19 protein-coding genes are annotated in these 18,157 nt (G+C 65.1%); 1 reads left to right on the top strand and 18 read right to left on the bottom strand.

Annotated features, from left to right (window positions below; genetic code table 11):
• Positions 1–17: 17 nt before the first annotated feature.
• From F1002_RS07640 to F1002_RS07600, 9 genes are read right to left on the bottom strand one after another with little or no spacing between them, the layout of a single operon-like run.
• The gene (locus F1002_RS07640) at positions 18–2,360 is read right to left on the bottom strand and encodes an MMPL family transporter (protein ID WP_150428414.1); all 2,343 of its coding nucleotides are present in this window, start codon (positions 2,358–2,360) and stop codon (positions 18–20) included.
• A complete protein-coding gene (locus tag F1002_RS07635; protein ID WP_150428413.1) occupies positions 2,357–2,926 on the bottom strand; it encodes a LolA-related protein in 570 nt (189 codons plus the stop codon). Before F1002_RS07635 ends, F1002_RS07640 begins: the two co-directional genes overlap by 4 nt.
• Positions 2,923–3,834, bottom strand: a complete 912-nt coding sequence (locus F1002_RS07630; RefSeq protein ID WP_150428412.1) for an acyl-CoA synthetase — start codon at positions 3,832–3,834, stop codon at positions 2,923–2,925. The genes F1002_RS07635 and F1002_RS07630 overlap by 4 nt, the downstream gene beginning before the upstream one ends.
• Positions 3,831–4,136, bottom strand: a complete 306-nt coding sequence (locus F1002_RS07625) for a hypothetical protein (protein ID WP_150428411.1) — start codon at positions 4,134–4,136, stop codon at positions 3,831–3,833. Before F1002_RS07625 ends, F1002_RS07630 begins: the two co-directional genes overlap by 4 nt.
• On the bottom strand, positions 4,123–5,463 hold the full coding sequence (locus tag F1002_RS07620; RefSeq protein ID WP_150428410.1) for an AMP-binding protein: 1,341 nt from the start codon (positions 5,461–5,463) through the stop codon (positions 4,123–4,125). The genes F1002_RS07625 and F1002_RS07620 overlap by 14 nt, the downstream gene beginning before the upstream one ends.
• A complete protein-coding gene (locus tag F1002_RS07615) occupies positions 5,460–6,125 on the bottom strand; it encodes a hypothetical protein (protein WP_150428409.1) in 666 nt (221 codons plus the stop codon). Before F1002_RS07615 ends, F1002_RS07620 begins: the two co-directional genes overlap by 4 nt.
• On the bottom strand, positions 6,122–6,394 hold the full coding sequence (locus tag F1002_RS07610) for a phosphopantetheine-binding protein (RefSeq protein WP_150428408.1): 273 nt from the start codon (positions 6,392–6,394) through the stop codon (positions 6,122–6,124). Before F1002_RS07610 ends, F1002_RS07615 begins: the two co-directional genes overlap by 4 nt.
• Before the next feature lie 17 nt (positions 6,395–6,411).
• Positions 6,412–7,668, bottom strand: coding sequence for a beta-ketoacyl synthase (locus tag F1002_RS07605; RefSeq protein ID WP_150428407.1), 1,257 nt, complete (start codon positions 7,666–7,668; stop codon positions 6,412–6,414).
• Between the two features lie 3 nt (positions 7,669–7,671).
• The gene (locus F1002_RS07600; protein ID WP_150428406.1) at positions 7,672–7,911 is read right to left on the bottom strand and encodes an acyl carrier protein; all 240 of its coding nucleotides are present in this window, start codon (positions 7,909–7,911) and stop codon (positions 7,672–7,674) included.
• A 116-nt stretch (positions 7,912–8,027) separates the two neighbouring features.
• Here F1002_RS07600 and F1002_RS07595 point away from each other — a divergent pair, with 116 nt between their 5' ends.
• Positions 8,028–8,702, top strand: a complete 675-nt coding sequence (locus F1002_RS07595) for a phosphatase PAP2 family protein (protein WP_223879497.1) — start codon at positions 8,028–8,030, stop codon at positions 8,700–8,702.
• Here F1002_RS07595 and F1002_RS07590 read toward each other — a convergent pair.
• The 9 genes from F1002_RS07590 to F1002_RS07550 form a co-directional block, all read right to left on the bottom strand.
• Positions 8,699–10,465 carry a protein-disulfide reductase DsbD gene (locus F1002_RS07590; RefSeq protein WP_150428405.1) on the bottom strand — a complete coding sequence of 589 codons (1,767 nt, stop codon included), beginning with the start codon at positions 10,463–10,465 and terminating at the stop codon, positions 8,699–8,701. The genes F1002_RS07595 and F1002_RS07590 overlap by 4 nt on opposite strands.
• Positions 10,462–10,779, bottom strand: a complete 318-nt coding sequence (cutA, locus tag F1002_RS07585) for a divalent-cation tolerance protein CutA (protein ID WP_150428404.1) — start codon at positions 10,777–10,779, stop codon at positions 10,462–10,464. Before cutA ends, F1002_RS07590 begins: the two co-directional genes overlap by 4 nt.
• A gap of 9 nt (positions 10,780–10,788) precedes the next feature.
• Entirely contained in the window at positions 10,789–11,574 is a 786-nt protein-coding gene (locus F1002_RS07580; RefSeq protein ID WP_150428403.1) for an ABC transporter permease, read from the bottom strand.
• Between the two features lie 115 nt (positions 11,575–11,689).
• A complete protein-coding gene (locus F1002_RS07575; RefSeq protein WP_150428402.1) occupies positions 11,690–12,580 on the bottom strand; it encodes an HDOD domain-containing protein in 891 nt (296 codons plus the stop codon).
• 121 nt (positions 12,581–12,701) lie between these two features.
• Positions 12,702–13,619 (bottom strand): ATP-binding cassette domain-containing protein, encoded by a 918-nt coding sequence (locus F1002_RS07570; RefSeq protein WP_150428401.1) that lies wholly within the window; start codon positions 13,617–13,619, stop codon positions 12,702–12,704.
• Complete coding sequence (locus tag F1002_RS07565; protein ID WP_150428400.1) at positions 13,607–14,245, bottom strand: alpha/beta hydrolase; 639 nt, start codon at positions 14,243–14,245, stop codon at positions 13,607–13,609. Before F1002_RS07565 ends, F1002_RS07570 begins: the two co-directional genes overlap by 13 nt.
• 4 nt (positions 14,246–14,249) lie before the next feature.
• On the bottom strand, positions 14,250–14,558 hold the full coding sequence (locus F1002_RS07560) for a ferredoxin (protein WP_150428399.1): 309 nt from the start codon (positions 14,556–14,558) through the stop codon (positions 14,250–14,252).
• 54 nt (positions 14,559–14,612) lie between these two features.
• The gene (locus tag F1002_RS07555) at positions 14,613–16,928 is read right to left on the bottom strand and encodes a hybrid sensor histidine kinase/response regulator (RefSeq protein ID WP_191090337.1); all 2,316 of its coding nucleotides are present in this window, start codon (positions 16,926–16,928) and stop codon (positions 14,613–14,615) included.
• On the bottom strand, positions 16,928–18,037 hold the full coding sequence (locus tag F1002_RS07550; RefSeq protein ID WP_223879496.1) for an ABC transporter substrate-binding protein: 1,110 nt from the start codon (positions 18,035–18,037) through the stop codon (positions 16,928–16,930). Before F1002_RS07550 ends, F1002_RS07555 begins: the two co-directional genes overlap by 1 nt.
• Positions 18,038–18,157 lie beyond the last annotated feature (120 nt).

The raw sequence follows: 18,157 nt of genomic DNA, 5'->3' as shown, positions 1-18,157 counted from the left end.
ACGTGAAACGGCTGCGTTCATGCCCTGCCCTTCCTGCCGACAAAGCAGGCCGAGAGCAGCAGGGCAAGGATCGCACCCGGCCCCACGGTGACGCCGACGGCATGCAGCACCGGCACCTTGGACAGGGCGAGCGTGCCGAAGCCGATGGCAGTGGTCAGGTTGGCGACGGCCATCGCCACCAGCGTCGCGTCGTCGAAATCCTCGAAGCGCCGGGTGGCCTGGCTGGCATCGTCGAAGAACAGCGCGTAGTTGGAGCCGACGGCGACGATCAGCAGCATGCCGATCAGGTGCAGCAGATGCAGTTGCTGCCCCGCCAGGTGCAGGCCGGCGATGACGAGTACGACCGACAGCAGCAGCGGCAGCAGCAGCCGGGCCAGGCGTTGCGGCGAACGCAGCGTGACGGTGAGCAGGCCGACGATGGCGACGAAGCCGGTGAGCGACAGCAGCGTCGCTTCATGCAGGTAGTCGTTGTACAGCGTGTCGAATTCATTCTTCATGTCGACGAACAGGGCGCCGGACCCGGCCAGCGCGGCGCGCACCGGTTCGATGGCGATATCGACCCCCTTGTCGCCTCCGGGCGGGCGCAGCGGCAACAGGACGCTCCAGCCGTTCGGGCGCTGCAGCAGCAGCGAATCGACGGCCAGCGCCAGGCCGGTGCCGTCCAGCGATTCGCGGCTGACCCGGCCCTGGCTGCGGGTGGCTTCCACATCGTCGATGAAACCGCCGAGTTTGCCGGCGGCCAGCGGCGAATCGGCCTGCGCGACCAGCAGGCGCGCTTGCAGTTCGGCCGTCGGCGGCAGGCTGGCGCGTCGGCTGGCCTGCATCGCTTCGCTGGGCAGAAAACGGGCCGGGCTGTCGTAACCGCCGATAATGCCGTCGACGATTAGCCGGTCGAGCTTCTGCCCTGCCCGCTCGGCGGCCTGCAGCGCCGATTCGCGGTCGGATGCCGTGATCACCGCCATGTAGCGGGCGTCGGGAGCGGAGATGTCGGCGCGCAAAGCCTGGTCGATTTCGCCGTCGGCCGCGCTGACCGTGCTCAAGGCCGACAGGTTGGGGTGCCACAGGCGGTCGCGATTGACAGCGAGCAGGGTGGCGGCCGCCAGCGCCAGCAGCAGGATGGGCCAGCGCAGACCTTGCAGCAGCGCGATGCCGCTCTTGAGGCGGGGAGCGATGTGGCTCAGGTCGCGCATGCCCAGGTCGTCGCCGGCCAGGGGCGGCAGGATGAAGCGGGTGACCAGCGCGGCGACGACGACGCCGCTCAGCGAGTAGAGGCCGAGTTGGGCGAGGCCGGGGAAGCCGGAGAAAAGCAGCGCGCCGAAGCCGCAGGCGGAGGTCAGCACGCCGAGGCGGATGGTCGGCCAGAAGCGGGCGCGCCAGTGATTGACCCCGAGCCGGCCGGACTGCACGAAGTAATAGATGGAGTAATCGACGGCTTCGCCGATCAGCGCCGAGCCGAAGCCGACGGTGATGCCGAAGACGGTTCCGTAGGCGAGGCTGACCGCCACGACGCCGGCCAGCGCGCCGCTGACGACGGGTAGCAGGCCGAGGGTCATCAGGCGCAGCGAGCGGTAGACGAAGAACAGCACGGCGACGATGGCGACGGTGCTGAGGGTGGACAGCAGGCTGACTTCACTTTTGATCGTCGCCCGCGATTTGACCGCAAACAGGCCGGGGCCGGAGAGTTGCAGGCTCAACCGGCCGCCCGGCGCGGCCTCGGCGAACTGGCTATAGATCAGGCCGATGGCGCGTTCCTGGCCATCGGTATCGGAGCCGAGGGCGGCGGTCTGGATCAGCAGCATGGCGCGCTCGCCGTCGCGCGAGGCCCATACGCCGTCACGGGCGTTGGGCTGGGCGCCGGCATTGAGGCCGGAGATCAGTTCGACCAGTTCGCCGGTCGGGTCGCGCGGCAGCAGCGGCTTGAGCATCATGCCGGCCGGCGAGGCGAGCAGGTCGATACTGTTGGCGATGGACTCGCGCAAGCCGTCGACAGTAAAGCGCTCGGGGGCGACGGCCGGGCTGAGCAGGTAACGGTGATTGAACAGGAAGTCGCGGTCGGCGTTCATGCTGCCGGTTTCGCCATTCTGGATCGAGACGAATTCCGGCAGTTTTTCCAGGCGGGCGCGCAGCTTGCGGGAGGTCTCCGCTCGCTGGGCGGCATCGCCTCCCGCGATGGCGACCATGAGCAGGCGGGAGACGACCCCTTCCTTCAACTGGTCGACCAGCACCTGCTGCTCGGCGCTCGGTTTGGCCGGCAGGAAGAAGGACATGTCGGCCGAGAAACGGCTGTTCCAGACGATCACAGCCCCGGCCAGCATGGCCAGCAGCCAGATTGCCAGGGCGCGGCCGGCTTGACGGGTCATTTGGCGTCGATCGGGTCGATGTTGAGAACCGCGCGGTCGCCGTCGGCCTGCAGGTATTCGATGACACGCACCTGATTCTTGTTGCCGGTCACCGTGATGCGCTGGACCATGCTGGCAATTTTCTGGTCGCTGGGCAGGAGTGTAAGCACCCACTTGTCAGCGTTGCCCGCCAGATGGAGGGCGTAGTTTTTTTCCAGCGCCGCCCGGTTGCCGGACAGGGTGCCGCGGATGCTGTCGACGAAGGCCAGCGCCTCCGGCTGGTTGGCCAGGTTGATGCTCAGTTTCTGCTTTTCGCGCTCGATGGACAGGATGTCCTTGTCGAGCAGCAAGGTCTCGATTTTCGGGGTCAACGTCCGTTTTTCCAGACGGTCGGGCGCGGTATAGGTCATTTCCCCGGTCGATACCACCGGCTTGTCGAGGATGGCCAGATACTTCTTCTCGACGAACTTGGCGCGACCGCCCTTGTGCTTGGCCAGTTCGCCCATCAGCTGGCCGATGTCGAAAGCGGCGCTGGCCGGAATGGCCAGGGCGAGCAGGAAAATGCAGCCGAATAGTCGTTTGATCATTTTTTCTGCCAGAAATCGAAGAAGTTGAACCAGTTGTACGGGGCCTGCCGGCAATAATGCGTCAGACGGTCGGCGTAGTGCTGCATGGCTGCGCGAATCGCTGCGTCGCGCTCCTCGCGCGGCGTATCTGAAAAGTCGGCCAGCGGCTCAAAATGCAGTTGGTAGCGGTTGCCGCCGAGATAGAGCCCGGTCATGAAGAAGACCGGCCGGCGCAGCATGGCTGCCATACGCCAGGGACCGAGCGGGAAGGGAGCCGGTTTGTCGAGGAAAAGGCAGTCGATCGTGGCGTCGTGGTTCAGGCTGCGGTCGGCCAGTATGCCTACCGCGTAGCCGGCATCGAGTTTGTCGCGGGCCTGCAGCATCGAATCCATGCGGCCGAGCGGGATGATGTCCTGGCTGGCTGCCGGGTTGATGGCTTCGAGCGTGGTGTTGATCTTGCGGGCGTTTTCCTCGTACATCAACATCGCCACCGGCAGCCCTTCCCTGCCCCGGCCGACGGCGCGCAGCACTTCGAAACTGCCCAGGTGGGCACCGATGAGCAGTGCGCCGGGATGAGTCCGGGCCGCTTCAGTCACCGCGTCGGCGCCGATCACCTCGATGTCGAACAGGTCGAAACGGTCGTTGAGCAGGTAGATCCGGTCGTGGATGGTGCTCGCGAAACTGAAAACGTGGCGAAACCCGTCCGACCATTCGGCCCAGCGACCCAGCGCCCGGTGCAGGTAGTTGCGGCTGAAGCGGCGGGCCTTGGGCGAGAACAGCACGAAATAGGCGGCGATGCCGAGCAGCACGAGGCGGCCGATGGCGCGGCCGAAGGTCAGCGATATCCACACCATCAGTTTCAGGATGGCGAGGTTGCTGCGTTCCTGCTGGCGCAGCCACGCGGCTTCGGCGGGCTTTTCCTGGTTCATGGCGCGGGGGGCGTCAGGCTGCCGGCGGCGACGTCGCGATCGTCGGCCCGTACCGTAAAGGCAATCGCTCCGCTTGGTTTCTGATTCAGCAGAAAAGTGAGTGCTTCCTCCGGGCCTACCGGGCTGAAGAACTTGGCGTTGCCGACTTGCCAGGCCAGACCCGGGCGCCCGAGCATTTCCTCGGCGAACAGGATGGCGCGGTCGAGCAGCACGACACCGGGGACGATGGGGCGCTGAGGGAAGTGTCCGGGAAAGGCCGGGTGATCGGCCGGGACGTGCCAGCGGTATTCAGCCTCGGCCATGCCCTACCCTTTCGGCGTACAGCGCCTGCAGTTCGTTGCGCGGCAGCTTGCCGGTGCTGTTGCGCGGCAGCTTGTCGACCAGCAGCAGCGGTCGGGGCAGGAAGATCGCCTCGATCCGCTGACGCAGGGCGACGATGATCTGTCGCGCTGTCAGGCCGGGGGCGACGACGAAGGCGGTCAGGCGGGTGATGCCGTCCGGACCTTCCTCGTCGGGCAGGAAGAAGGCGCCGTCGACGATGCCGGGAACCGCCCCGAGCTGGTGGTTCAGGTAGGCCAGCGAGGTGCGCTTGCCGGCGATGTTGATCAGGTCGGCATGGCGGCCGTGGAGCAGGAAACGGTTGTCGGGCAGCAGTTCGATGACGTCGGACAAGGTGACACGTCCTTCGACGTGGCCGTCGCAGGCGACGGTGTCGTCACCCTCCTGTTCCAGTCGCACGCCGGGCAGCAGGGTCCATGTCGCGCCGTCGGTAGTGCGCCGGCTGGCCAACTGTCCGGATTCCGTGGAGCCGTAGATTTCCAGCATCGGGGCGCCGGTACGGCTTTCGGCTTCGGCCGCCAGCGTCGTAGACAAGGGGGCGGTGGCGGAAAGCAGGATGTCGATGGCCGGCAGGTCTATCCCCGAGGCCAGCAGTGCCGAGAGATGGAACGGCGTGGTGACCAGCAGGCGGGGTTGCGGCATGGCCGCCAGCGCGGCGGCGATGTCCTGCGGATAGAACGGTTTGCCGGCCCAGAAGGCGCAACCGCCGTGCAGGGCGAGCAGGAAGGTCGATTCGAAGCCGTAGCTGTGCTGGACCGGGACGGTACCGACCAGCACATGCGGATTGATGTCGAGACCCAGGGCGACGGCCTCGGCCCGGCCGTTCTGCGCCAGCTTTCCCCAGGTCTTGCGCTGTGCCTGCGGCAGGCCGGTCGAGCCGGAGGTGAACAAGATGGCGGCCAGGTGTTCGGCCGGAATGCCTGGAATGTCGGATACTGCGTTCCGCTCGCCGGCGAGTTCGGGAAAATCGAAGCGCGGCAGGTCCTGTGTGTCGGTCGATCCGTCGCACAGAGCGAGCAGTGCGGGATAGTCGTCCCGCAGGCGACGGAAGGTTTCCGGCGATTGCGAGGACGGTTGCAGGCTGGTCGTGCCGCGCAGCAGGCCGGCGGCGAAACCGACGGCGAAGCGGTAGCGGTCGTGGCACAGGTTGAGCAGGTAGCCGGCCGCCGGCAATTGTTCGGCCAGTGCATGGACATCCGCCAGATAGTCGCCGACGCTGACCGGGCCATCCGAACGCCACGCGAAGACGGCAGCAAGGTCGCCATGGGCGAGCAGCGGCACAAGGTTCATGACGGGTTGGCCGGCGGAGTCTGCTTGCCGTGCATGCGATAGGCCCGGGCGACCTGGGCGATGCTCGGTCTTTCCTCGGGCGGCAGGGCACATAGTCGCCAGATGTGTTCGGCAACGAACATGCCGACGAGCAGCGGGAAGGACAGCAGGTTGGCGAAGACCGACCATGCCGACTGCGGGGCAAACAGCCAGAGCACAGCGGAAATCAGCGCGTTGGCCAGGAAGTACAGCGTCCAGGCGATGGTGGCTTGCCGGGTGTAGACCCGTTTTCGCTCGGATATCTTGCCGTGATAAACCGCACGGGCGAGTTGGGTGATCAGGGCCTCGCCGCCGCCGAACAGGCTCCGCCCGAACAGGGTGGCGAGCGCCAGGTTGGTGCCGAGGTGCTGGATGAAAAAGACCAGCGGAACGTTCTGGCGCAGGGTCGGCCACAGCCAAATCAGGCTGCCGAGCAGCAACAGGTTGCCGCCGCCGGCTAGCAGCGGGTGGCGGGTACGCCAGAACAGCAGGCCGACCGCCGCGACAATCGGCGACACGCCGAGCAGAACCGACAGATCCGGAGAGCTGTCGCCGGCCGTACCGTAGTGGGCGAGTAGTGCCCAGGCGACGAGAAAGACGAGTACGGCCAGGCCGCGCAGCAGCTGGGCCGGGGTGATCGTCATTGGGTTCGCTGGCTGGCGATGTAGGCGGTCAGGGCGCGCAGCGACGAAAAAATGCGGATGTTGTCCTCGTTGTCCGACTTGAGCTGAACGCCGTAACGTTTGGAAACGACGAGCGCGACTTCGAGGACGTCGATCGAGTCGAGGCCCAGACCGTGGCCGAACAAGGGGGCGTCGGCTTCGATTTCGCCGGGGGCGAGGTCGAGATTGAGGGCCGATACGATCAATTCGGCGACTTCCGGCAACAGGGCTTCGATGGCTGCTTGCGACATGACGGGATTTCCGGGATTTACGGGGCGACGGCGCGGAAGGCTAGGACCGCGTTGCTGCCGCCGAAGGCAAAGGAATTGGAGAGCGCGGCGCGCAGCGTCTGGCGGCGACCGGCGGTCACATGATCGACGCCGGTACAGGCCGGATCGAGATTGTTTTCGAGATTGGCCGTCGGCGGGACGATCTGCTCGCGCAGGGTGAGCACGGTGGCGATGGCCTCGATGGCGCCGGCGGCGCCGAGCAGATGGCCGTGCATCGATTTGGTGGCGCTGACCGCCAGCTGCCCGGCGCGTTCGCCGAAAATGGCTTTCAGGGCGCCGACTTCGACCGGGTCGCCTTCGGCCGTGGCGGTGCCGTGGGCATTGATGTAGTCGATGTCGTCGGGCATCAGTCCGGCGTCGGCCAGCGTCAGGTTGAGGGCGCGGACCTGGCCTTCGACTTCCGGGCGAACCAGGTGGCTGTGGTCGCAACTGGTGCCGTAGCCGACGATTTCGCCGTGGATACGGGCGCCGCGGGCGACGGCATGGTCCCAGTCCTCGAGCACCAGCGAGGCACCGCCCTCGCCCAGCACCAGGCCGCGACGGTCGGCAGCGAACGGCCGGCAGGCGAACGGCGAACTGTCGGCATCGCCGGGGGCCATGACGCGCAAGGCTTCCCAGGCGCGGGCGACACCGTAGGCTTGCGGCACGTCGGAGCCGCCGGTGACCATGATGGTCGATTCACCCGAACGGACGCGGCGGAAGGCTTCGCCGATGGCGATGGCCGAGGAGGCGCAGGCCACGGTATGGCTCTGGCTGATGCCGCCCAGCCCGAGCTGGATCGAGATGTGGGCATTGGCGGCATTGTTCATGCCGAGCACGACGGCAAGCGGCGACAGGCGCTCGCGGCCCTTCTGCCACAGTTCGCGGTAGCCCTTTTCATAGGCCAGCGTACCGCCCAGCGCCGTACCCCAGGATACGCCCCAGGTGTCGCGCGATTCGGCATCGTCTTCGCGCTTGCGCGGCAGGCCGGCATCGTCCCAGGCACTGAACGCGGCAGCCATGCCGAGCTGCGCGAAGCGATCCATCATCGAGGCCAGCGGCCGGCCGAGCGCGGCATCCGGGTCGAAGGCGGGGCAGCTGACAAAAGGAATGGACAGCGGGCGCGGTAGATCGTCGGTCAGCAGGTAGCGGATGGCCGATTCGCCGGTGCTCAGGCGGGCGAAGAAGTCAGCGAGGTCGCCGCCATAAGGACTGACCAGCCCGAGGCCAGTGATCGCTACCCGCCGCTTCGTCATGGCTCAGCTCTTCTGGCTGGCGATCAACCCGTCCATCAAGGCGACCATTTCGCCGACGGTCTGGGGAGTCTTCAGGTCGCTGGACAGCTTGATGTTGAAGCGATCCTCGAACTCGAACATCAGCTCGAGCATCATCAGCGAGTCGACGCCGAGGTCAGCCAACGGCGCTTCCGGCACGACGGTATCGGGCGCGACGCCAAGGCGGTCTTTGAGAAATTCGCGAATCAGGCCAATGGAATCCATAGGTTCGCGATTTTAGCTGAAAGCCCATGTTTTCCAAAGACTTGCCGGGCAGCTCGTCGGCCGATTTGTTACCATACCGCCGCCCTTTCTCCTTTCCGACTGACGCCAAGCTACCGATGCACCTGTTTCGCGAATTGCCCTGGTATCGCCAGATCGCCGCCCGGATGTATACCCTGTGGCCGCTCAAGGCATTGGGTACGGCGGCGTTCATGGTGATCTTCTTCTGGGCCTATTTCGCCATCCTGCGCAATCCGTTGAATCCGGTCACCGTGATGCCGCTGACCTGGCTGGACACGGCGATACCGGTCACCTCGCTGGCTTTTCCGTTCTACGCCTCGCTCTGGGTCTATGCCTCGCTGCCGGTCGCCTGCATGAAGGATATCCGCGCCATGCTGCTGTTCGGCTTGTGGATGGCGATGATGTGCCTGCTCTGCCTGGGCATTTTCTGGTGGTTGCCGAGCGGCGTGCCGCCGGCCGGCATTGACTGGTCGCTGTACCCGGAAATGGCCGTCATCAAGGATGTCGATACCGGCGGCAATGCCTGCCCATCGCTGCATGTCGCCTCGGCGGTATTCGCCGCGGTCTGGCTGGGGCGGATATTCGAAAGCGTCGGCGCGCCGTCCGTCGTAGGCTGGTTGAGCTGGCTGCATTGCCTGGCCATCCTGTGGTCGACCATCGCGACGCGTCAGCATGTGGTGCTCGACGTAATCGCCGGGGCTGTCGTCGGCTTCGCTTTCGGCCTGTCCGGCTTGCGCCATGCGTTGCGCACGGCGCCGAAAAGAGAAATCTAGCCGGCTGCGCCGGTTTTTTGCAGCGATTTGATGAAGTGCTCGGCGTCCTGGAAGCCGACGACGCGAACCGTCTTGTTTTCCTGGCCCCTGGCGTCGAAAAAGATGATGCCGGGTGGGCCGAACAGGCCAAAGCGGGCCAGCAAGGCCTTGTCATCATCCGAATTGGCGGTCACGTCGGCCTGCAACAGGGTGTACCCCGCCAGTTTTGCCTGAACCGCCGGGTCGGAAAAGGTGAATTTCTCCATTTCCTTGCATGACACGCACCAGTCGGCATAGAAATCGAGCATCACCGGCTTGCCGGCAGCGGCGATTTTCGCTTCCAGGTCGGCTACCGAGACGACGCGCGTGAAAGGCAGGTGCCTGGTTTCGGCGGCGACCGCGTTGCCACGCAGGCCGGCCAGCGGCTGCAAGGGATCGCGACTGCCGGACAGGGCGCCGATCAGCAGGGATGCGCCGGTGAGCAGCATGACGATGCCGATGCCTTTCCAGAAACGTTGCCAACCCTTGGCATGCGGCGGCAGCGGGTCGAGGGCGTGCAGGTAGATGGCCGGCACGATGAGCAGCAGCGCCCAGGCGAGCATGCTGGCGACCGCCGGCACGACCGGCGAGACCAGCCAGACGGCAGTGGCCAGCAACAGCACGCCGAAAGCCTTCTTGACGCCTTCCATCCACGGCCCGGTCTTGGGCAGCAGGGAACCGCCGGCGACGCCGACGGCGATCAGCGGCGCACCCATGCCCAGCGCCATGACGAACAGCGCCGTGCCGCCGAGGACGGCATCGCCGGTCTGGCCGATGTAGAGCAAGGCCCCGGCGAGCGGCGCGGCGACACAGGGGCCGACGATCAGCGCCGACAGCGCGCCCATCAGGAAGACGCCGATGCCGCGCCCGCCCTGCAGGTGGCCCGATTCTTCCGACAGCTTGCTCTGCAGCGCGGTCGGCAGCTGCAGTTCGTAGAAGCCGAACATCGAAAAGGAGAGAACGACGAAAACCAGCGCGAAGCTGCCGAGTACCCAGGCATTCTGCAGGGCGCTGGAGATCAGCGTGCCGGTCAGTCCAGCGGCGACGCCGGCGGCGGCGTAGGTCACGGCCATCCCGAGCACGTAGGCCAGTGCCAGGGCAAAGCCGCGGGCGTGCGAAGCCTTGTGGCCCTGCCCGGCGATGATGCCGGAGAGGATGGGAATCATCGGGAAGACGCAGGGGGTCAGCGACAAGCCGAGGCCGGCAACGAAGAAGAAGGCGAGAATGGCCCAGAAGCCGGCATTCTTCAGCGTGGCAGCGATCAGTCCGCTTTCGTCGCCCTCGCCGGCTTCGGCCGGCGCCGCTGTGCTGGGGGTGGTCGCCGGGTCGGGCAGTACGACGCTGAGCGGCTGGGTTTGTGGTGGGTAGCAGACGCCGGCATCGGCGCAGCCCTGGGAGGTGACCTTGAGGTCGAGCGTCAGCGGCCCCGAGGCATTTCGCTCAACCGGCACGCGGATGGCGACCGACTTGTAATAGACCTCGACCTTGCCGAAGGTGTCGTCGTCCTTTTCCTTGCCCTTGGGATAGATCGCCGTACCGGGCCGGGCAGCATCGCCGTCGATGGCGAAACGGAATTTGTCGCGATAGAGGTAGTAGCCCTTGGCGATTTCGTAGCGGACTTCGAGGGTCTGTCCGTCGAGCGCACGGACCGAGGGTTTGAAGGCGACGGCCGGATCGAGAAACTCGTCGGCATGGGCGAGCGGGACGAGCAGCGAAAACAGGAAAAGCAGAACGCGGATGGTCATTGGCGTGTCTCGGCGGCTACCCAGTTCAAATAGGCCGGCAGGCCATGGGCGATCGGCAGGGCGACGATTTCCGGCACGTCGTAGGGATGCATGGCCTTGATCCGGGCTTCAAGGGCCGGGTAATTGCAGGTGGTCGCCTTGATCAGCAGCGGTATCTCGGCCGCCGACTCGACACTGCCCTGCCAGCGGTAGACGGATTGCACGCGCGGCAGGATGTTCACGCAGGCGGCGAGCTGTTCCTCGACGACGGCCAGCGCGATGGCGTTGGCGGTCTCCTCGTCGGGGCAGTTGGTGATGACGATCAGGGTTTCCATTGGGAAATTCTACTTGAGCAGCCGGCGGCGGGTCAGGTGCAGGGCGATGGCAAAGGCTACGCCCGTCGTGGCGAGCAGCGCCATGATGTGCATCAGGGCATCGGCCGGCATTTGCCCGGCCAGCAGCGGGCGAACCAGCGCTACGCCCTGGGCCAGCGGCAGCCAGCCGCCGATGGCGGCGAGCCAGGCGGGGAGTTGGTCGGTCGGGAAGAAAACGCCGGAAATCAGCGTCATCGGCGTAATGAACAGCGTGAAGTAATACATGAAGAAGTCGTAGCTCGGCGCCAGTGCATTCCAGATCAGACCTAGTGCGGCGAAGGCCAGGCCGGTCAGCACGATGGCCGGGAGCGCCCAGAGCATCAGCGGGCCGTTGGTCAAGCCCATGGCCGTGATGACGACCAGGATGGCGGCGCCGGAGAACAGCGATTTGGTCGCCGCCCAGAACAGTTCGCCGGCGACCACGTCGGCCAGTCCGAGCGGCGTGTTAAGAATGGCGTCCCAGGTCTTCTGCACGTGCATGCGCGAGAAGGCCGAATACAGGGCCTCGAAGGTGGCGGCATTCATCGTCGATGCGCAGACCGTACCGGCGGCGAGGAAGGCGACATAGGGCTGGCCGTCGACGCTGGGCAGCATGGCGCCCAGGCCGTAGCCGAGGCCGAGCATGTAGATCAGCGGATCGGCGAGATTGCCCAGGATGGAGGGCAAGGCCAGCTTCCGCCAGACCAGGAAGTTGCGGCGCCACACCGGCAGGAAGCCGGTCAGGCTTGGGCGATGGGCGGGCAAGGTGGCGTGCATCGGGGCGGTTATCCGGCAAAGGGGCGACGGTGACAGTCTGCCATTCTAGGGGCGCCGCGATGCGTCGACCGTAATGCTTTGTGACAGCGTTCGGCGGGCCGTCTGCCGGGGCGGATCAGCCGGTGGTTTCCGGCAGGCAGGCCTGGGCGAGTTCGGGCAGCTGTTCCGGTGTCAGCTTGAGGCAGGCGAGGCTGGCATCGCCGAGCTTTTTCCATTCGCAGTCCTGTGACTGGGCGGTTTTCTGCTGGATCAGGTATTCGGCCAGTTGCGCGACAGCGATCAGGTGACGGGTGCGATCCGTCAGATCCAGGCCGCCTTCGAGGGTGGCCCGATCGTGGTGATGGCGAATGGCCTGGCAGGTTTCCTCCGGCAGCAGCCAGTCTTCCGCCAGTTGGGCGCCGAGCAAGGCATGGTTGAGGCCGATGGCCTGCTCTTCCATGTCGGTGAAGCTCACGGTTTCTTCCTGATTGGCCTTGGTCAGAACATCGCGGTATTCCGGAAAGGGAATCATCAGCATCGGGATGCCGCTGTCGCGGAAGAGCGCAAAGGTGTGTGCGTCTTCCGGGCGGATGCCGATACCATTGCCAATCTCCTTGACCAGCATGGCCGAGACTTCGGCCGTCGTGGCCGATGCATCCCAGAAACGGTCCATGTTCGGAACGTGCTTGAATACCTGCTGCAGAGACAGCCCGGCGATGGTCCTGAGCACCTGCTTGAGCCCCAGCACGAGCAGGGCTTCCTGCACCGTCGGCACTTTCTTGCCGAACGAGAAGAAGGGCGAATTGGCGACCTTGATCACGCCGGCGGAGAGGGCAACGTCCTGGCCGAGCAGTTTGGCGAGAAAAAGGAAATCGGGGTTGTCCTTGGCCGTTTCCTGTTCGATCTGGACGAGGATGGTCGGTCGCGGCGGGATGCCGATATCGCGGAGTTCAATCTTCATCCGGGATTCGACGGCATCGGCCGTCGTCTTCTGGCGGTCGGCGGGATTGTGCTGGAGGTCTTCCACGCAAGTCTCGGTCAAGGTCACGAAGCGCCGATTATATGCCTTATGTCATAGCTTGGAACGGGTTTGCGACAGATTGTCAGCCCCTCGTCTGGCCGCCGGACTCAGGTGTCGGACCGAAGGCTCAGTCGCGTAATTCGCGGCCGGTCAGCTTGATGAAAACGTCTTCGAGGTTGGAGGCGCGGTGTACGTAGCGCAGGCCTTCGGCTTCGGCCAGCGCGGCGAGCAAGGGGCGCGGGTCGCGGCAGTAGAAGAAGGCGGTTTCGCCACTCGTTTCGACGCGCTCGCACAGCAAGCGGTGGCGCTCGACGAAGGGCGTCAACTGGCCGCGCGCTTCATCGAAGACTTCGACGACCTGCGGTTCGATGTACTCCGCGATCAGGGCGCGCGGGCTGCCCTCGGCGATCTTGCGGCCGTGGTCGATGACGATCAGCGTATCGCACAGGCGCTCCGCCTCGTCCATGAAGTGAGTGGTGAGGATCAGTGTCTTGCCGGCCGACTTGAGTTGCTTCAGCCGATCCCAGATCAGGTGCCGGGCCTGCGGATCGAGGCCGGTCGTCGGCTCGTCGAGAAAGACGATATCGGGGTCGTTGATCAGCGCCCGGGCCAGGGTCAGCCGTCGTTTCATGCCGCCCGACAGCGTGGCGATGCGGGCGTCCGCCTTGCCGGCCAGCCCGGCGAAATCGAGCAGCTGCGGGATATGGCGGCGGATGTCGCTATCCGCCATGCCGAAATAGCGGCCGAAGACGAGCAGGTTCTCGGCGCAGGTGAAATCGGGGTCGAGGTTGTCGAACTGCGGCACGACACCGACCCGGGCCCTGGCCAGCTGCGCGGCGGCGGGAATGGCATGCCCGTTCAGCGTGATGTCGCCGCCGGCCGGTGCAGTCAGGCCGAGGCAGAGGCGCAGCGTGGTCGTCTTGCCGGCGCCGTTCGGGCCGAGCAGGCCGAAACAGGTACCGGAATTGACCGCGAAGGAGAGCCCGGCGACCACCTCCTGGTCGCCGTAGGCCTTGCGCAGGTTGCGGACGTCTAGTGCCGCCACGCGCGGGTGATGATGTCGCGGATGACGTGCAGGCGACGGTGGAAGAAGTGATCGGCACCGGGGACGACGACGACGGGCAGGTCGAGCGGCAAGGCCCACTCGAAGACGTTGCTCAGCGGCACCAGCGTGTCGTCCGAGCCATGGATGACGATGGTGTCGTGCGGCACGGCCTCGGTGTCGTAATGACGGGTGCTCTCGACATAGCCGGCAGCGGTGCCGACCAGAACCAGGCGCTGGGCCGGATGCCCGGCTTCCTTGAGTCGCTTGGCGACGCGGCTCTGGCAGTAGGCACCGAAGGAAAATCCGGCGAGTACGATCGGCAGGTCGCCGCAGCGGCGCCTGGCTTCCTCCAGCACGGCGAGCAGGTCGTCGGTTTCGCCGCGGCCTTCGTCATGCAGGCCTTCGGTGCCGCCGACGCCCCGGAAATTGGGGCGGAAGGCAGCGTAGCCGAGGCCGACAAAGGTACGCGCCAGGGTGTAGGCCACCTTGTTGGTGTTGGCGCCGCCGCCGAGCGGATGCGGATGGGCGACCAGTGCGATGCCTTTCGGCGCATCCGGACGCTCCATGATGATGTCGATCTTGCCGGCCGGGCCGTCGATCAGGATTTTTTCTTCGGGGGCTTTCATGTCATCAGATCTTCAAACGGTCTACGACCTTGCCACCGATCAGGTGTTCCTGGATGACCTCCTCGACGTCTTCCTTGTCGATGAACGAATACCAGGTTTCCTCGGGGTACACCACCATGACCGGCCCGTTGTCGCAGCGACCGAGGCAGCCGGCCTTGTTGATGCGGATGGCGCCGGGGCCGTTCTGCTTCAATGCGCCGATGCGATCCTTGGCATAGGCGAACAGGTCGGAGCCGCCGAGATTGTTGCAGCATTGCTCGCCAGCCTCGCGCTGGTTGGTGCAGAAAAAGACGTGGTGTTTGAAATAGCTCATGCGGGTTCTCCTGTGCAGACCCGCATTATAGGCGAGGGGCCTGGTGGTGGGCGCCTATGCGCCTGCCTGCCCCGCCGGTGGCGTGTGCGGCCGGGAGAGGCTGGTCAGCAGGAGCTTGAGAAAGACCTCCGGGTCGATGGGCTTGGTGGTGAAGTGATCCATGCCGGCCGCCAGGCAGCGTTCCTTGTCGTCGGCAAAGGCGTTGGCGGTCATGGCGATGATCAGCAGATCGCTGCCTCCGGGCAGCGCACGGATACGGCGTGTCGCTTCGAGGCCGTCCATTTCCGGCATCTGCATGTCCATCAGGATCAGGTCATACCGCCGCTGGCCGGCCATCCGGACTGCCTCGACGCCATTCTCGGCGGTGTCGACCCGGAAACCGATATCGTCGAGAAGGATCTGGGCCACCTCGCGGTTCACCGGCTCGTCCTCCACCAGCAGGACCGAAATCCCGGAACACATCTGGCGCAGCGAAGCTTCGTAATCGCCGGCGTGGATGGGCTCGGGTATCGTGATGTCCGCCGATTTCTTCAGGCGGGCGGTGAACCAGAAGGTGCTTCCCTTCCCCGGTTCGCTGCGCACTCCGGCCTCGCCGCCCATGGCCGCGGCGATGTGCGCGGTGATGGCGAGTCCCAGGCCGGTACCGCCATATTTCCGGGTGGTCGAACCGTCGGCCTGTTCGAAGGCGTTGAACAGTCGTGCCTGGGCCTCGGGTGCGATGCCGATGCCGGTATCTTCGACCTCGAAGCGCAGGATCACGTGTTCCGGCTCATCGGTCTGCAGGCGCATGCGCAATACGACACTGCCCTGCTCGGTGAATTTCACGGCATTCGAGGCGTAATTGAGCAGGCATTGCTGGAGACGTGTCTGGTCGCCGATCAGGCGGCTCGGCAGATCGCCCGGCGGTTCGCAGATCAACTCCAGGTGCTTTTCGAGCACGCGCTCGTGCAGCATGGAACGGACGTTCTCGAAAAGCGTGGCCGGTTCGAATGCCGTTTCCTCCAGTACCAGCTTTCCGGCTTCGATCTTGGAGAGATCGAGCACCATGTTGATGACTTCGAGCAGATGCTGGCTGGCGGCTTCCAGCTTGCCGAGACGGCTGCTCTGCTCCGGTGCCAGGCCGCTGCGGCGGATCAGGAGCGCCATGCCGTTGATGGCATTGAGCGGGGTGCGGATTTCGTGGCTCATGTTGGCCAGGAAGATGCTCTTGGCACGATTGGCCTGTTCCGCGGCTTCTTTCGCTTGATACAGGGCGACGGTGCGTTCGTCGACACGTGCTTCAAGCTGGGTGTTGAGGTCGCGCAATTCCTGTTCGCGGGCCAGGATGGCACCGGCCATGCGGCCGATGTCGGACGACAGGCGGTTGAATTCCACGATCCGTCCGTGCGGCCATTGATTGGCCGCTTGCCCGAGAGCGAGCTGATGCGCCCGACTGACGATACCCGACAGCGGCCGCATCAGGCGTCTGGCTGCGTAGAGCGAGAGCAGGGCGCCGATGGCCAGCGAGGCCAGGAAGCCACCGACCACGATCAATACGGTCATGCGGATTTCCGGGTTGGCGAATCCGGCCGGCAGGCGGGCGATGAACGACCAGCCGAGCGCCTGGGAGCGTGCTCCGCCGACGTAGTACTGCTGTCCGGAGAAACTGAACTGGGTGGGCAGTTCCTCGCCCTTGAGCACGGCGTTGAGGATGGGCGAGTTGTAGAGATTGAGCGTACCGAGCAGTTTGGTCGATTCCGTATCGGCCAGCAGTTCGCCCCGTTGATCGATGACCCAGATGGTTCGCTGCTTGTCGACCGGATTCCGGTCCAGGATGTTGAGCAGGTAGTCGAGCGGTATCTCTGCAAGCAGGACGCGGCCGCCGTTCACCGGTACGGCCAGGCCGACGGTGACGACGCCGCTGAGTGACGAGAGGTACTTGTCGCTCCATACCGGCGTGCCGCGCTGGCGGGCTTCGCGGACGAGCGGCGTCGCCGACAGGTCGCTGCCGAGCACTTCCCGCTCCAGATGGCGATATTCCGGTGTCAGGCCGGCATTGATCACCTCGCCGTCCGGCGAGAGCAGGTACAGCGCCCGGAACACCTTGCCGCCAGCGACCGCCTGGCTGATCAGGGTAGCCGGCGCTTCGCTGTTGAGCAGGGCGGAGGCGACCAAAGCCAGCTGTTCCTGCTGCGCCAGCATCTGCATTTCGATGCGGAACGCCAGCTCGCGGGCATCGCTTTCGGCGCGGGTGCGGATTTCGGATTCCAGCTGCGGAATCCGGATCAGAAGAAAGATCGAGCCGACGATCAGGAAAGTCAGCGTCGATGTGACGGCCAGCAGGACACCCAGGTAGGCATGCAGGGGCCATTCACGCAGTCGGGTTTTCATCATTTCACCTGTACTGGCGCATCGCCGCGAATCTCGGTGAAATAGACCTTGCGGGTGGCATCGCCATTGGCATCGAAGCGGATTTCCTGCTGCACACCCTGGTAGGGGCCATATTTGAGCAGGGCCGATTTCATGCCTTCGCCGGCTTCCCGCTTTTTCATGGCGGCGAACACGATGTTGGCCGTATCGTAGGCAAGCAGGGAAAACGAGCCGAACTCGCGCTGGAAGCGCTTTTTGAAGGCATTCCGGAAGTTCTGGTAGGCCGCGCTGTTGTCGCCACGGTTGTAGGCGTGCGTCATCAACAGGCCGTCGACCGCACTACCGCCCATCTCGATCAGTGCTTCGGCCGAGGCCGCCCATTCGGATGAGCTGAGCGGCAGGCCGGGGGCCTGTCGTCGCGCCTGCTGGGCCAGCCGCGAGGTATCGAGGGTGCTGGCCACCAGCACCAGCGCATCGGGTTTCGATTCGAGCAGGCGGGCGACGACATCGGAAAAACGGGTACTGCCAGCTGACTCGAAGCCGGCCGTTGCGCTGGTGCTGCCGCCCAGTTTTTCAAACTCGGCCGAGAAGGCCTCGATCCAGGTGCCGCTGAACGGCAGGTTCGAGGCATCGAAAGCCAGCCCGGCCCGGCGTGCTCCGCGTTCATAAAGGACCCGGGCATGCTGGATGGCGGCTTCGCGCGTCGTGCAATTGACCCGGAAGAAATTGTCGTCCTTCCCGTAGAAATTGGTCGATGCGACCGTCGGGCTGATCATGATCTGGCCGGCCTTGTCCATCAGCGGAATGACGACGGTGGCCATCGAACTGGTGACCGGGCCGATGACGATATCGGGGCGCAGGGCGATCAGTTCCTGGGCGGCCAGTTCGGCTTTCACCTTGTCCTGCCCATCGTCGCGGACGATCAGTTCGATCTTGCGGCCGTTGATGCCACCGGCCTCGTTCTGTTGCTCGATGGCGAGGATCACCCCGTTGCGGACGCTTTCGCCGAAGTCGGAACCGCGGTCGGAAAGGCCGGCCAACAGGCCGATACGTATGGGTTCGGGAGGGGCGCAGCCGGTCAGCACCCACGCCAGGGCGAGCGCCCCCGCGAGCAAGGATGTATTACCCAAGACATCTCCTCCGCGTTGTTGTTGATTTTTCTTGTTCTATATTTTGTGACAAGGTTACGCCATTCTATGCCAAGCATTGCCTCCGGAACGCGTCCATCTCCGCTGTCGCTGGCGGAAAGG

The organism is Dechloromonas sp. CZR5 (assembly GCF_008711155.1).
Lineage (GTDB): Bacteria > Pseudomonadota > Gammaproteobacteria > Burkholderiales > Rhodocyclaceae > Azonexus.
This window is presented reverse-complemented; position numbering and strand designations above follow the sequence as displayed.